Raw genomic sequence first — 13,030 nt, 5'->3', positions numbered from 1 at the left:
CCGCCGCCTGTCGGTGGGGGACATTCATGTCGAAGTCGTCCGCAAGCAGATCAAAAATCTGCACCTCGGCGTTTACCCTCCTCATGGCCGCGTCCGGGTCGCTGCACCGCCAAGCGTGAGCGATGAGGCGATCAGGCTCGCGATTATCACCCGGATGGGATGGATCAAGCGGCAGCAGGCAAAGTTTGCCGCGCAGGCCCGCCAGAGCAAACGGGCTTATGTCTCTGGCGAAACCCATTTCCACTTGGGCACAGCCTATCGCCTGCGGGTGGTGAATCGAAAGGGGCCATCGCAGGTCAAGATCGCCGGGGATCGCCTCGAACTCTCGGTTCCACCGGGAAGCGACAGAGATTTTCGCGAACGGATGTTCCAACGCTGGCAGCGGCAAGAGCTTCGCCAGCGAAGCCAGCCCCTCGTTGATCATTGGGCACAGGTTCTCAACGTACCCACCCCTGAGTTTGGAATCAAACGGATGCGAACCAAATGGGGCTCTTGCAGCGCTGCGGCTCGCCGCATCTGGCTCAATCTCGAACTAGTGAAAAAGCCACCGGCTTGCATCGACTATCTCATTTGCCACGAAGTCGCCCACCTAATCGAACGCTCCCACGGCGATCGCTTCATCGCGCTGCTCGATCGTCACATGCCCCGCTGGCGTGTGATCCGAGCCGAGTTGAACAAGGAGCCACTGGGCCCGGAAAAGTGGGATCACTGAGGGGATGCTTGAAGAGATCAAAGCTTGGCAGGATGGTCTTGGCGCGATTGTGGGCTTCATTGGACTGATCGTGGTAACTCAGGTCACCCTCTGGGACATCCCATTCAGCCGATCCACTAAATCCTGATGCTCGGCACTTTCCAGTCCATCTAGGGTCTCCATCACATTGGTTGCTGCCAGTTTCTGGTCAGCCGAACCGGAATCGACCATCTTGCGTGCGTTCGCTCGGAGTTTCTCGCGCTCGGCAGACGACATGCTGGGCAAGGAGGAAATAATCTTATCGATGTTCACTGCCCAACCCCCGCTTCTTTGATCCACGCCTGATACTCGTCGGCGTGCTGTCCCTCATGATTGCCCATACCGGGTTTGGTCAGCCAGCCCCTGTCCGGCGGGACTTGGCTATAGATACAGCGCCGGGGCTGCTCATGCCATCGGATGTTGAATGCTGCTAATTTGGGGAAGAAGGTCAACCGATCATAGCCGGGCAGATGGTCGTGAATCCACCAAGCCAGCGCTTGCCAATGCTTGGTCCGCTCATAATAGGGCAGCAAGCGATTCACGACGATGCAGGCGGTCGCCCCCATCAGATTATCGGCGTCGCGGCGATCCCAGATATGTGCGGCATAATTCGACTCGTTTGATGCCCAGTTGTGTTCCTTGCCCCCGCTCATTCACGGCGCAGGAGCGAAAGGCGGATTGGATCGAGATGCGGCCAAGCTTGGCCCATATCGGCTCAAGTAGTTCCTCGCACAGCCGCGTGCCGACCGTTACGGCGAGGGCAGGATCATCCGGGATGTTTGGGATTCCCTAGAAATTGGCGATCTCAGAATAAAGGAAATCGCGCATGAAGAAATTTTCTGAAAGCCGCACCCGGCCAAGGTCTTCCAACGAACTGACAGAACCCGGACTGCGCATGCTTCCCCTCAATTTCATTGACTCACCGATCCTTACTATGGCGAAATGAGTGTCGATGACCAAGTTCTCTCTTTCAGCACTGTCTGCCGCTGGTTTCGAGGGCTGGCTGCCTTTTGATCGGCTGCTGGAAACGGACCCATGTCCGCAAGGCGGCGGGGTCTACGTGGTAACTCTCACGTCTCGTGGTGATCCCAGATTCAGCGCAAAAAGCTGTGGCGGCTGGTTCAAGGGCAAGGACCCGACAGTGCCGATGGAAGCTCTATCTGCGAACTGGGTAAAGGGTGCGGAGACCGTCTATATCGGCAAAGCGGATAATCTCCGCCGTCGCCTACGGGAGTTTGCGAAATTCGGCGGCGGACATCCTATCGGCCATTGGGGTGGTCGCTTAATTTGGCAGTTGGAAAACTGCTCGGATTTACAGGTGGCTTGGAAGCTGACGCCGGGGTTAAATCCGCTGTCCGTCGAGGCTCAGATGCTGTCTGATTTCCGAGCGGAATACGGCAAGCCGCCCTTCGCAAATGATCCGCACCGATTGGGCGGCTGACCCCTCTGCGGCCCCTACGAGTGCCCCAAACGGGGCCTTGGCGGAACCTTGGCATGGCACCACTTCGTGCTCACGCCGCCTTCGCCATAAGTTCGTCCCCGTCGTCGAGCAACGGCTGGTCCTGCATCGCCTCGCGTTCAAGAGCCATCTTCTTTCTCATTCTCACCAGCGTAATTTGCGCCCCCGGCTGCGATGAGGCGGCCTGCTCCTTCCGCCCCTTTACATGCTGATGTTCGGTAAGGATGACCTGCATCCCATATCGGGGCCGCGCCTTAGGGGCACCGGCCAGCAAACCAAACAGGCGCTGATTGGCCACGAGAATGTGGCGAACCTCATCGCGCTTGCGGAAGCCAAGGTTTCGGCCTGCTGTCTGATTGAACTCGTCGATGTGGCGATGCCGAACCAGACAATCCAACCCCGTCCAAGCGTTCAACGCCTCCAGCTTCTCAAACTCGTCCGGGGTGATAAATGTCATGGTCTGCATGACATCTTTGCCGATCAGATTGTTGGAACCCCGAGCAGCGGCATGGGTCATCGTGTCGGGGAGGTCGGCCACCTTGTTGGATACGATCCAGAAATCAGGGTGATCCTTCTGCCACTCCCGGCACAGATCGGGTAGGTTCTCGCCCTTGACGCCTCTTTGAGCGTGGACCTCAACTGTATCACGCCTGATCCGGGGAGTGTCGAGGTCGTAAATGGACCACTCATGCGAACTCCGGCGCGCCACTTCGACGGGGACGGTTTCCGTGGTCAGGACGATGGTCTTGGCGGCTGTTTCAACCGGCCACGGACGCTCGATGACCCGCCACTCCTTGCCGATGGCCTCGGCGTAGGCGGCTTCCAGATCGCCATACTCTCCGCTGTCGCGAGTGATCACGCGATCCCACTGGTAGCCGGAGAATGCTGCAATATCCTGTGCCTCTTCGAAGGTGATGAATCGAGAGCACGAGCGCTGCTTGAGGTAATGCGCGAAGGCGGCGCGACGAGCATGTTCCGGCGCGCCATTCCGCCAAACCTTCGGGTTGCTGGCAATCATCGCCGCCACCCAATCGACCTTCGGTGCCGGGTATGCGGCGACGAGATTATCCGCCCTGACCTCATCGTGGACGAACAGGCTGATTTTCGTTTCCTCGCGGCAGACGGCAGCATGCTCGTCCTGACCTTGGAGCTTCCAGAACGACGGAGCCCACATTTGCCGAGACTTCGAGGACAGCCGCCAATTGTGCGCCACCGCATGGACCACGAAGAATACCGGCGTCGCCTCGCCAACTTCCCCCCAGATTTCGGCGTGCCGCCTGCGGAACACCCCCACGACCTCAGGCTGAAGCGCGGCTATAGCATCCCAGAGAGACGCGGATTGGCTTGCCGGGGTTTGGGTCGTGTTCAACTTCCCAACGCCAAGTTCCGCACACGCCTTCTCATAGGCTCTGTCGAAGCTGTCGAGCACCACCGCGCGGTAGCGCCCATCTTGTTGGCGGCCGTTGAACTCCTTGGCCTTATCATTGGCCGATTTGTAATCGGCGAATGCATACATCACCGTTCCTGCCTCTTGCGCATTCAGCCACGGCGCGATGCGCGCATGATTGTCGAAAAGGCCAGTGGTTTTGCTGATACCCTCGGGCGCGCAGATCAGGGCAAGGCGCTCGTCCCGGATCACCTTGATTAAGAGCTTCGCCATTTCGCCGCGCGCGGAAACATCATCCACTACAGCCATCGCAAACTCTTGCTCGACCGGGGAGCGGTGGCGGGTGTTGATCGCTCGAGACTCCTCGGTCCATTCCGACACCATCTCACTCAGCGGCTTCGGAAGCCGAGGTGCTGAGGACGGGGTGAGCCCGAGCGGATTCGATCCGTTGATATTCACGGTGCGGTAGTCGGCGTCCATGTATGAGGCGGGGTGCCGATCCCCGGCATGATTGGTAAAGTGAGCGCGGATGCACCCTGCGTTTTCCATGAAGTCGTGAAATGCGGGGTAGTTATCTTCGTTGAAGATCGCCCGCATCTTGTTCCGGCAGAAATCCAGTTCCTCCCCGGTGGGGAGGAAGGTCAAGGAATTGCCAGAGCGACCATCGCGCGCAATCGCCCGTGGCACGAACTGCATGGGGTCGAAGAACATTGCGGTTGCGCCCTTGGCCTTCCTATCGCGAAACTTCTCCCAGATCGTGACCTGCGGGACATATTCATCCGCAGGGATGTCGAGGAGGTTCGGTGCATCGAGTAGCCGCACACCGTTCGGGATTCGGCGATATTTGTCCGCCTGCCACATAGACAAATCGGGATTCACGCTCGGCTTGAGCGTATCCATCACCGTGTCGAGCAGGCGGTGCCAGTGTTTGTCGAGGCCCTCGCGAATGTGCTGCTCAATGCCCATAGCCTTCGCGTGTCCCGTGCTGAACACGATGTGGATGTGGAAGCCTTTGTTGCCCGAGTAGTTGACCGTGATCCCTTCGAAGTCGATCCAAGCTGAGCACGCCTTGTATAGCCGCCCCATGTCGCAGTTCAGAAGCTTTCCGTCGCGGCTGCGGCACCATGCCATTTGCCGCTTGAAGAAGGCGAGATCGGTTTGGTCAAACTCGTAGGTCATGACCTGATACTGCCCCCAAACGACCCGGTCCTTGGGGGCGATCCATTTTTCTTCACCGTCCAAGATGACCGGGGATGGCGGGATCGAAAGTGGGTTGGTGAAATAGGTCAGCGCGTGCCACGCATCGGGGGACTGGAGCATGGTCTGGGCGAGGTAATGGTTCTTGCCCGCGACGAACTTGTCCAGCGCGACGGCGAGATAGAGGTTCTGGGATGGCTGGAAGAACTGCGGGGCGATGACCCGCTTGTGAAATTCCCCCATGGGCTGCTCGATTGCGATTTGAAATTGGCGGGCCTCTTTCGGGCCCAATACGGCGTTGGCGTATGTTAGAAAGTTATTCATGTTCCACCCTACACCCATTTATTGCATGACGGGAGAAGAGTTGAGGGTGTTTACAACCGTTATCTCTTGGGCATGACTTCAAGAGTCTCCCGCCAGAAGTATTTATACTCCCGAAGATTCAACTCTCGCAATATCCGTGTTCTGCGTGATGCGAATGGATGTATTCGTAGGCTTGTGTAGGAAAACCCGCCCATAAGGCTAGTTCCTTATATATATAGGGGTTCTGTTCTTATGGGTGGGTTTTCCCGGATAGGGCAAACCTACATCCCCCTCGCATCACGCCAACGGGACGACTTTCTTCGATTTCCATTTTCGGCGCAGATGTCGGGAGGGCTCCCGCTCAGCGGGAGCCCTCCCGACATCAAGTCGTCGGCGGCATGCCCCGGCATGCCAACGCCATCACCGGCTCGGAGAAGGATGTGGTCGCCGTTCCCCCTTTCCAAAATCATGGTGGAACCCTGCGACCTCAGACTGGCGAAACTCGTGTTCCAAAACCGGGGCGAGGACGAGTTCTGGAAATCGTTCGCAATTCAGTTGATTTTGGAACCGGCTGCGTAATGATGGTTCGGCGTCAAGGGGGATGGTGATGTCGCGACTGGATTGGGCAAATGGCGGACTCTACCAACCCGACCCTGCGCGGGCTCAGCAGTATCGAGATTTTGTCGAACCTGACCGGGTGATCACCGTCATCCGGGACCTCACGCCTGAGGAAAAGAGAGAATTGGCGAGGCGTGGGGCTCTTGGGCATCAGTCCCGTCGGCGAAAGAAATCGTCGGCAAAGAAGGCTCAGCCGGTAAAGAAGCCAACGGCGGTCAAGGTGAAGCCGAAGCAGATCGATAAGAAGCCGCTCACCCCTGAGGAGAAGCTGGCCAAGGCTTGGGCTGCCGCCCGAGTAGAGGGGCGACGAGCGGCAAAGGCTGAGGCCTATCTCAACAAGGTTCGCCGCCAGAAGGTGGCAATGGCTGCGAAGAAGAAGACCCACCTCGAAGCATGGGTGGAAAAACAGCAGGGGCTGCGAGCCGACCGTGAATCTCTTCATCGCGTCTGGAGGGCTAAGCTCTTGCCCGACGCCGACTTGAAGCCTTCGTCCGGTTGAGCGTCAGGTAACCTGACCACCTGCCCTGTGTTGTCGAGGCTGACCGCTTTCCTACCTTGGACAGACAAGGAGGTGTCGGCCATGGGATTGTTCGATAACAATGGGAATGACCGGAAAAATGACGGTCCGAAGGTCAAGACTGGCCCCACTGCTGGGCAAACCCGCTCTAGGAACGATGACGGGCGTTGGCGAACGAAGCGCAGCGATGCCGGTAAGCCTCGCAAGTGAGGGGCGCTGCCTGACAGGTCATGCCCCGAAAGAAACCGCCTCGACCCGAGCCCAGCATGCTGATCGCCAAGATCGAGGCGGTTGAGCAGAGCTACTACATCTCAGAGGATGCCGAGCGTGACCGCCCGATGGGGGACGAGGCCACCCTCGACATCGTGGGGCGCATCGAGCAGATCAGCCTCCGGTTGAAGCAGCACCTCGACCGACAGATCGATATATCTCTGGTCTGCGAACGATCCTTCTCACGAGATGAGCGAACCCCGGTCACCAACAATCCGTTCCTAATGCTGGTGAACCTGCGCAAGAGTGGCTGCTCCCTGATGGCTTATCTTCCTGCCGATGCCTTCTGGGCGCTGCCGCAGATGATCGCTGCCGGTGCTACCCATATTGAGGTCCGGTTCGAGCCGCCTCATCATGGGAGCGGCACTCTCCTCAGCCTCCACTTCGCGTCAGCGTCGAAGATCGGCGAGTAGCGTCCTAAATATCGGTATGCCCACGCCGATCCCCCTCACTGAATGTCTCGGCCTCATCGATCTCATGCTGACCGGCGACGAGCAGAGCTTCGACATCGATGGCGTCAGATGTTCGGTCGAACGGATCGAGGAGCACGCCTGCTTCGAAGCCGCCACCGCCGACTTCGGCCTCATGCTGATCATCCCCCACTGGTATGCCGGGGAACACGGATCACCCGCCTACATCGCCATCGTCGGCGATCACCCTGCCTGCCTGCGATGGCTTCCCATCGACCGGGAAGATAAGTGCGCCCTCATTGAGCGCCTGCCGCTCAGCGCCATCGATGAGACCTTATGTAGGCTGGCAATCTGATCGCCCGCGCCTATCGCCGATCGTAGATCAGCCCGGACAGGACATTGCCCTTGGCGATGGTCCGGTGCGTGGCGTCCTTGGTGCTGTTGGTGGTGGGATCATAATAGCCCAGCGTGTGGTAGCTGGCGTCGAGCGCCTTCTGCTTCCCGCCGCCGAGGTCTTCGATGTAGCCGATGGTGTGGTTGATCGCGTTCTTGATCGCCGTCTTCGACATAGATGCCTCCCTCAGTGAGACTCGACGCTCTCACGGAAATGAGAAATAATCGAACTAAAAGAACTACTTGACGCATTCCAGAACTGTGAGAGGGTTCTGGAATGACCAAGCGCGTAGCCCTTTATACCCGTGTCTCTCAGGACTCCCAGACCACCGAAAACCAGCTTCGCGATCTCCACCTGATGGCCGAGCGCATGGGCTGGGAGATCGTCGCCCACTTCACCGATCAGGGGATCAGCGGCGCACGCGGACGCGAGAAGCGCCCCGGCCTCGACGCGATGTTGAAAGGGATCGCCCGGCGCGAGTTCGACATGCTGGCGGCATGGTCGGTCTGCCGTCTGGGACGGTCCCTCCAACATCTCATCACCATGCTGGGCGATCTCGATGCCCGCGGCGTCGATCTCTATCTCCATGTCCAAGCCCTCGACACCTCCACGCCTTCGGGCAAGGCCATGTTCCAGATGTTGGGCGTCTTCGCCGAGTTCGAGCGGGCCATGATCTCCGAAAGGGTGAGGGCCGGTCTGGCCCGCAGCAGCAAGAAAGGTGGCCGCCCCCGCCTCGACCCGGACAAGGCCGAGAAGATCAGGCGCTCGCTCATGAAGGGCGTGAGCATCAATGCCACGGCAAAGAAGCTCAAGGTTGGCGTCGGCACCGTCCACCGGCTGAAGCAGCAGATGACCGCCCAATCGGCCTGATCTCAATCGGGGTGAGGCGATCTGGCGTCGATGTCACGCAGCCGCGCGATGAACTCCTCGGCGGTCATCGAGGGTCCCGGCTGCGCCGCCGCCTGCTGGATCATGGCGACGAACTCGTCCGACATCTCACCTCGGCAGATCGGGCAATCATCGTCATGCCCATTACCGAACCGTTCCTCATGCTCAATCACGATCTCGGAGCCTCCGCGCATGATCCAGCCAGATTATAGCACAGCCGCGACATAGTGGAGCCGGTTCGATGCCGTCCCCGGCACCACTAACTCACTGAAAATAAAGATTTATTCTCGCGAATTGCCCGGAATTATGGTGACGCGTGTGAACTCTGTGAGTTTGCAGAAGTAGTTTTGGATGAGATGACGCCATCGGTACGTCTCCGCGTCGAGCGGGACGGGAAAAGCGCGGCGCGCCGTCGCTCATTCTTTACATGATGATCCGGAGCGCTGACCCAGAGAGCCGATAGTGGAACGGGGTCGAAGATATGCGCCCCGATCACCGACAATGCGACCCCGCTCGTTGCGCCGAGGAAGCTCGCCGCCGCCACACCCATTTCTGCCATGGTCGCCTCATGTTCCGGCGGAAGATTCACCACCCGGGACAGAAGCCTGACGCCGAACCAGCTCGCGCCAATCAGGGAAATTCCGGCCAGTCGCAGGCCATATCCTGTTGTAAGCTTGTTTTCCTGGCCTGCATGTCGCCCTCCATCGTGGCGGCATGAGACTTACGGATGGGCGCATATGCTTTCGAGCGGCCGGATCTCCGATCGCCATAGTATTATCATAGCATTTGCAGGGCGGAGGCGGGGCGGGCCTAGAGCATCGTGCGCAAAAGTGGGAACCGGTTTTGCGCAAAAACGATGCGACAACAAATAACTAGAGTGCGCGCCTTGCGTCCGATTTAACGCAGCGCGCTCTAATCCGCCATCAGTCGATAGCCGATGCCAAGTTCATTGACGATCATGGACGGTCGCGCGGGGTCCTTTTCCAGCTTCTGCCTCAAATTGCGCACGACGATTCGCAGATAGTCGATCCGGCGATCATGATCGTGCGGCCAGGCGGCTGCCAGAATTCGCTGATGCGTTACGACGCGGCCGGGGTGCATTGCCAACTGGGTGAGGACCTCAAACTCCTTGCGGGTCAGATGCACTTCCTCGCCGTCACGCAGGATGCGCCGATTGGCGAGGTCGATTTCCACGGGGCCGGACTGGACGACGGGCGCGGCCCCCTGCGCCGCCACACGCTCGCGCAGCGCGGCACGAAGGCGCGCGAGCACTTCCTCGCTATCGAAGGGCTTGGTGACATAGTCATGCGCGCCCAGATCGAGTGCGGCGACCTTTTGCTCGGTCGCTTCGCGGGCAGACACGACGATGATGGGCGCGGCCACCGCCGCCTTGAGCAACTGGACGATCTCCAGACCATCGCGATCGGGCAAGCCCAGGTCGAGGAGGATGGCATCGGGCTTTGTCCGCCGGGCCTCGTCCAGCGCTTGTGCCGCGTTCACTGCTTCGGCGACGTCATACCCCGCCCGCGTCAACGTACCGTGCAACAGACGCCGGATATGCACCTCATCGTCTACGACGAGAATCCGCTGGCTGCTCATATATGCTGGTCCTGCTCCGTAGCGCGGGTGAGGAGGGATTCAGGGAAATGCAGGCTAAACCGAGCGCCTTTGCCATCTGGCCGATTGCCCGCATCCACATTCATGCCCATCGCCTCGGCGAAACCCTTCACGATGGCGAGGCCAAGACCGGTGCCGCTGACCGACCGATCGGACCCCTCCAGCCGCTTGAACGTCTCGAATACCTCCTTCTCCTGTCCGGTGGGAAGTCCCGGCCCTTCGTCCAGCACCGACAGGATGAGTTCGCGGCCGGAGAGCTCGGCGCGGATCGTGATCGCTGTGCCGGGGTCGCCATAGCGCCCGGCATTGTCGAGCAGATTGAGCAGGCAATGGTGGAAAAGCTGGGCATCGACATTGACGAGCGGCAGGTCAGGTGGGACGTCAAGCTGGATCGGATGCCCCTCCAGCGATCGGCGCGTGTCATGGACTGCCCCGCCCACGGCGTCGGTCAGGTCGACCGGCTCGATATGCAGGCGCAGCGCTCCCGCCTCTACCCGCGCCATGTCGAGCAGGTTCGCCACGAAGCGATTGAGCCGCACGGCCTCGCTCTCGATCGTGTCGAGCAGGGGATCGCCGTTGCGCTGGCGCAATTCGGCCGCCGCGCCCAGGATTGCCGTTAGCGGTGTGCGCAGGTCATGGCTGACGGAGGATAGCAGCGCGGCGCGGAGCCGATCGCGTTCGCGCACCTTGTCGACATCGCGCATCTCGCTTTCCAGGCGCAGCCGTTCGAGCGCGAGCGAGGTCTGGTCCAGCAGGCTGGTGAGCAGCGGAAGTTGGTCCGAACGGATAGGATCGCTGCCGTCGTCGCGCGCCAGACCCATGACCGCCAGAATATGCTCTCCCGCGCGCAGCGGCTGAAACTGCCAGTCCGATGCCGCAAGGCTGCCCGTGCCACGCCCGGCGGGTTGGCCGGTGTCCAGCACCCACTGCGCGGCGGCCAGTTCCATCGTTTCCACATTGATGCCCGGTTCACTCGCCGCCTGGACGACCAAGCCCGTTCGATGGCGTTCCAGGATCAGGACGCGGAGTTTGAGCAGGCGGCCGATTTCCTGGCAGGCGGTTCGCCCTACTTCTTCCCGGTCGCCGAGCGCCGTCAGTTGCCGCAGATAGCCAGCGAGCGCGGCGTTGGTCCGCGCGCTGGAAGCGGCGAGGTCCGCCTGCGATCGAACGCGCGAGGTCAACTGGCTGGTCACGATCGCCACGCCCAGCAGGACGAAGATGGAAATGACATTTTCCGGATTGCTGATCGTCAGCGTGCCGGTGGGTGGCAGGAAGAAGAAATTATAGGCAAGGCTGGACACGATCCCGGCAAATAGCCCGGTGCGCAGGCCGAACAGGCTGGCGGCGACCATGACCGGCAGCAGATAGAGCAGGCCGACATTACCCAGGTTGAGGATGTGGAAAAGGGCCGATCCAAGGGCTGTCACGCCAGCGACCAGCAGCGCGGTCCAGAGATATCCCGCAGGCTTGCCCCAATGGTTCAATGGGCGTGCGCGCGCAGGGCTGGCCGGGGCGCTTTCATCCAGCGGCAGGACGTGGACCGCCACGCCCGGCGTTTCCCGCACCAGCCGATCGACGATCGAGCCGTGCCGGAACTCGAACCAGCGCGATCGAATGGATTTGCCGACGACCAGCTGGGTCGCGCGCGCCTCATCGGCGTAGCTTTTCAGGCCCTCGAACACCGTGGAGGCGGGCACCGTGGCGACCGTCGCGCCCAGACTGGATGCCAGGTTGAGCGCAGAGGCAATCCGGCGCATTTCCGCTTCGCCGAAATATTGCGCCCGGGGCGTTTCGATATGGACCGCGCTCCAAGGCGCGCGGGCGGCGTCGGATATGCGCTTGGCGGCGCGCACCAACGTCTCGGCGCCGGGCAGTTCGCTGACGGCAACCAATATGCGCTCGCTGCCTGCCCAGGTGCCGCCGAGCGCCTGAGCCCGAAGATCCTCCAGCATCTGCGTATCGACAGCCTGCGCGGCCCGGCGCAGTGCCAGTTCGCGCAGCGCCGACAGATTGGTCTTGGAAAAGAAATGGGCAAGGGCGCGGGTCGCCTCCTGCGGGAGATAGACCTTCCCCTCCTTCAGCCGCTCGATCAGTTCGGCGGGCGGAATGTCGACGACTTCAATCTCTGCCTGTTCCAGAATGCCGTCGGGCACGGTTTCGCGCACGCGCACGCGGGTGAAGGATGCGACGACGTCGTTCAGGCTCTCCACATGCTGGATGTTGAGTGTCGAATAGACGTCGATCCCGGCGTCAAGCAGTTCCTCGACATCCTGCCAGCGTTTGGGATGACGGCTTTCCGGCGCATTGGTGTGGGCCAGCTCATCGACGAGCGCCAGCGCCGGTCGGCGCTCCAGCAGGCCGTCGATATCCATTTCGGTCAGGACATGACCCTGATAGTCGATAGATCGGCGCGGGAGAATCTCCAGCGCCTGCGTCAGCGCCTGCGTTTCCACACGGCCATGAGTCTCGACGACGCCGACGACGACATCGACGCCCGCCTTCTGCCGAGCCGCGCCCTGCACCAGCATTTCATAGGTCTTGCCGACGCCGGGCGCCGCGCCCAGAAATATCTTCAGCCTGCCTCGCCCCTCCTGCGCGGCGGCGCGCAGAAAGGCTTCCGGGGTAGGCCGATCCCGTTCGTTCAACGCGCGCTGCCGCCAAGCTGGTCAAGCTGCCGGTTCAGCGCCAGCACATTTACGCGCGCCTCGCCCACAAAGCCCAGCAATGGGCGTTCGACATTGCGGCTGACGAGATCGCGCACCAGCCGTTCGTCAAGCGCGCGAACGCGGGCGACACGGGACACCTGCGCCATGGCGGAAGCAGGCGACAGGTCGGGATCTAGGCCGGAGCCGCTGGTCGTAACAAGATCGGCCGGAACCGGTCCGGCAACACCCTCGGCGCGCCGCTTTTCCACATCGGCCTTCACCCGATCCGCCAGTGCTTTGGAAGTCGGGCCAAGGTTGGAACCAGCGGAGGCGAGGCCATCATAGCCCTTGCCCGCCGCTGAAGGACGCGTCTGGAAATAGCGGTCGGCGGTGAAGGCTTGTCCGATCAGCGTCGATCCGATCACCTGGCCCCTGTCGTCGCGAATCAGGCTGCCATTGGCGGCGCGGGGGAAGATCGCTTGTCCAATACCCGTCATGGCGAGAGGATAGGCGATCCCGAGCAGAATGGCGAACAGGATCGTCATGACGATCGCCGGACGCAGCGAAGAAAGGATGTCCTTGCCCATCATATGTT

General features: G+C 60.7%; 14 protein-coding genes. 6 read left to right on the top strand and 8 right to left on the bottom strand.

Annotated features, from left to right (window positions below; genetic code table 11):
* Positions 1-13 precede the first annotated feature (13 nt).
* Positions 14-712 carry a M48 family metallopeptidase gene (locus tag ACZ5ZH_RS10280; protein WP_464775177.1) on the top strand — a complete coding sequence of 233 codons (699 nt, stop codon included), beginning with the start codon at positions 14-16 and terminating at the stop codon, positions 710-712.
* Positions 713-790: 78 nt separating this feature from the next.
* On the opposite strand, the gene ACZ5ZH_RS10275 is transcribed toward ACZ5ZH_RS10280, so the two are convergent.
* Both ACZ5ZH_RS10275 and ACZ5ZH_RS10270 read right to left on the bottom strand, forming a co-directional pair.
* Positions 791-1,003: a hypothetical protein gene (locus ACZ5ZH_RS10275; protein ID WP_464771444.1), complete on the bottom strand. Its 213-nt coding sequence runs from the start codon at positions 1,001-1,003 to the stop codon at positions 791-793.
* A complete protein-coding gene (locus ACZ5ZH_RS10270; RefSeq protein ID WP_464771443.1) occupies positions 1,000-1,383 on the bottom strand; it encodes a hypothetical protein in 384 nt (127 codons plus the stop codon). The genes ACZ5ZH_RS10275 and ACZ5ZH_RS10270 overlap by 4 nt, the downstream gene beginning before the upstream one ends.
* 299 nt (positions 1,384-1,682) lie before the next feature.
* On the opposite strand from ACZ5ZH_RS10270, the gene ACZ5ZH_RS10265 reads away from it, so the two are divergent.
* Entirely contained in the window at positions 1,683-2,171 is a 489-nt protein-coding gene (locus ACZ5ZH_RS10265; protein WP_464771442.1) for a GIY-YIG nuclease family protein, read from the top strand.
* Between the two features lie 70 nt (positions 2,172-2,241).
* On the opposite strand, the gene ACZ5ZH_RS10260 is transcribed toward ACZ5ZH_RS10265, so the two are convergent.
* Positions 2,242-5,097 carry a hypothetical protein gene (locus ACZ5ZH_RS10260; protein ID WP_464771441.1) on the bottom strand — a complete coding sequence of 952 codons (2,856 nt, stop codon included), beginning with the start codon at positions 5,095-5,097 and terminating at the stop codon, positions 2,242-2,244.
* Positions 5,098-5,683: 586 nt separating this feature from the next.
* On the opposite strand from ACZ5ZH_RS10260, the gene ACZ5ZH_RS10255 reads away from it, so the two are divergent.
* The 3 genes from ACZ5ZH_RS10255 to ACZ5ZH_RS10245 all read left to right on the top strand — a co-directional run bounded on the left by ACZ5ZH_RS10255 (position 5,684) and on the right by ACZ5ZH_RS10245 (position 7,246).
* Positions 5,684-6,193: a hypothetical protein gene (locus tag ACZ5ZH_RS10255; protein WP_464775176.1), complete on the top strand. Its 510-nt coding sequence runs from the start codon at positions 5,684-5,686 to the stop codon at positions 6,191-6,193.
* A gap of 284 nt (positions 6,194-6,477) precedes the next feature.
* On the top strand, positions 6,478-6,894 hold the full coding sequence (locus ACZ5ZH_RS10250; protein WP_464771439.1) for a hypothetical protein: 417 nt from the start codon (positions 6,478-6,480) through the stop codon (positions 6,892-6,894).
* Positions 6,895-6,910: 16 nt separating this feature from the next.
* Positions 6,911-7,246, top strand: coding sequence for a hypothetical protein (locus tag ACZ5ZH_RS10245; RefSeq protein WP_464771438.1), 336 nt, complete (start codon positions 6,911-6,913; stop codon positions 7,244-7,246).
* A gap of 10 nt (positions 7,247-7,256) precedes the next feature.
* On the opposite strand, the gene ACZ5ZH_RS10240 is transcribed toward ACZ5ZH_RS10245, so the two are convergent.
* A complete protein-coding gene (locus ACZ5ZH_RS10240; protein ID WP_464771437.1) occupies positions 7,257-7,460 on the bottom strand; it encodes a hypothetical protein in 204 nt (67 codons plus the stop codon).
* A gap of 101 nt (positions 7,461-7,561) precedes the next feature.
* On the opposite strand from ACZ5ZH_RS10240, the gene ACZ5ZH_RS10235 reads away from it, so the two are divergent.
* A complete protein-coding gene (locus ACZ5ZH_RS10235; RefSeq protein WP_464771436.1) occupies positions 7,562-8,155 on the top strand; it encodes a recombinase family protein in 594 nt (197 codons plus the stop codon).
* Positions 8,156-8,157: 2 nt separating this feature from the next.
* Here the strand turns inward: ACZ5ZH_RS10235 and ACZ5ZH_RS10230 are convergent, their stop codons facing one another.
* The 4 genes from ACZ5ZH_RS10230 to kdpC form a co-directional block, all read right to left on the bottom strand.
* The gene (locus tag ACZ5ZH_RS10230; protein ID WP_464771435.1) at positions 8,158-8,367 is read right to left on the bottom strand and encodes a hypothetical protein; all 210 of its coding nucleotides are present in this window, start codon (positions 8,365-8,367) and stop codon (positions 8,158-8,160) included.
* A gap of 718 nt (positions 8,368-9,085) precedes the next feature.
* Positions 9,086-9,772 (bottom strand): response regulator, encoded by a 687-nt coding sequence (locus ACZ5ZH_RS10225; protein ID WP_464771434.1) that lies wholly within the window; start codon positions 9,770-9,772, stop codon positions 9,086-9,088.
* Positions 9,769-12,435 carry a DUF4118 domain-containing protein gene (locus ACZ5ZH_RS10220; protein ID WP_464771433.1) on the bottom strand — a complete coding sequence of 889 codons (2,667 nt, stop codon included), beginning with the start codon at positions 12,433-12,435 and terminating at the stop codon, positions 9,769-9,771. The genes ACZ5ZH_RS10225 and ACZ5ZH_RS10220 overlap by 4 nt, the downstream gene beginning before the upstream one ends.
* The gene (gene kdpC, locus ACZ5ZH_RS10215) at positions 12,432-13,022 is read right to left on the bottom strand and encodes a potassium-transporting ATPase subunit KdpC (protein ID WP_464772635.1); all 591 of its coding nucleotides are present in this window, start codon (positions 13,020-13,022) and stop codon (positions 12,432-12,434) included. Before kdpC ends, ACZ5ZH_RS10220 begins: the two co-directional genes overlap by 4 nt.
* Positions 13,023-13,030: the final 8 nt, after the last annotated feature.

The sequence above is a fragment of the Sphingobium sp. TomMM7A genome, from assembly GCF_055397305.1.
Note: the sequence above shows the minus strand (reverse complement) of the source record. Positions and strands in the feature narration are given on the sequence as shown.

Excerpts from the sequence above, each read along its gene's own strand:
- ACZ5ZH_RS10270 (WP_464771443.1), bottom strand. The coding sequence starts at position 1,383 with ATGAGCGGGGGCAAGGAACACAACTGGGCATCAAACGAGTCGAATTAT.
- ACZ5ZH_RS10265 (WP_464771442.1), top strand. The coding sequence starts at position 1,683 with ATGACCAAGTTCTCTCTTTCAGCACTGTCTGCCGCTGGTTTCGAGGGC.
- ACZ5ZH_RS10260 (WP_464771441.1), bottom strand. The coding sequence starts at position 5,097 with ATGAATAACTTTCTAACATACGCCAACGCCGTATTGGGCCCGAAAGAG.
- ACZ5ZH_RS10255 (WP_464775176.1), top strand. The coding sequence starts at position 5,684 with ATGTCGCGACTGGATTGGGCAAATGGCGGACTCTACCAACCCGACCCT.
- ACZ5ZH_RS10250 (WP_464771439.1), top strand. The coding sequence starts at position 6,478 with ATGCTGATCGCCAAGATCGAGGCGGTTGAGCAGAGCTACTACATCTCA.
- ACZ5ZH_RS10245 (WP_464771438.1), top strand. The coding sequence starts at position 6,911 with ATGCCCACGCCGATCCCCCTCACTGAATGTCTCGGCCTCATCGATCTC.
- ACZ5ZH_RS10240 (WP_464771437.1), bottom strand. The coding sequence starts at position 7,460 with ATGTCGAAGACGGCGATCAAGAACGCGATCAACCACACCATCGGCTAC.
- ACZ5ZH_RS10235 (WP_464771436.1), top strand. The coding sequence starts at position 7,562 with ATGACCAAGCGCGTAGCCCTTTATACCCGTGTCTCTCAGGACTCCCAG.
- ACZ5ZH_RS10230 (WP_464771435.1), bottom strand. The coding sequence starts at position 8,367 with ATGCGCGGAGGCTCCGAGATCGTGATTGAGCATGAGGAACGGTTCGGT.
- ACZ5ZH_RS10225 (WP_464771434.1), bottom strand. The coding sequence starts at position 9,772 with ATGAGCAGCCAGCGGATTCTCGTCGTAGACGATGAGGTGCATATCCGG.
- kdpC (WP_464772635.1), bottom strand. The coding sequence starts at position 13,022 with ATGGGCAAGGACATCCTTTCTTCGCTGCGTCCGGCGATCGTCATGACG.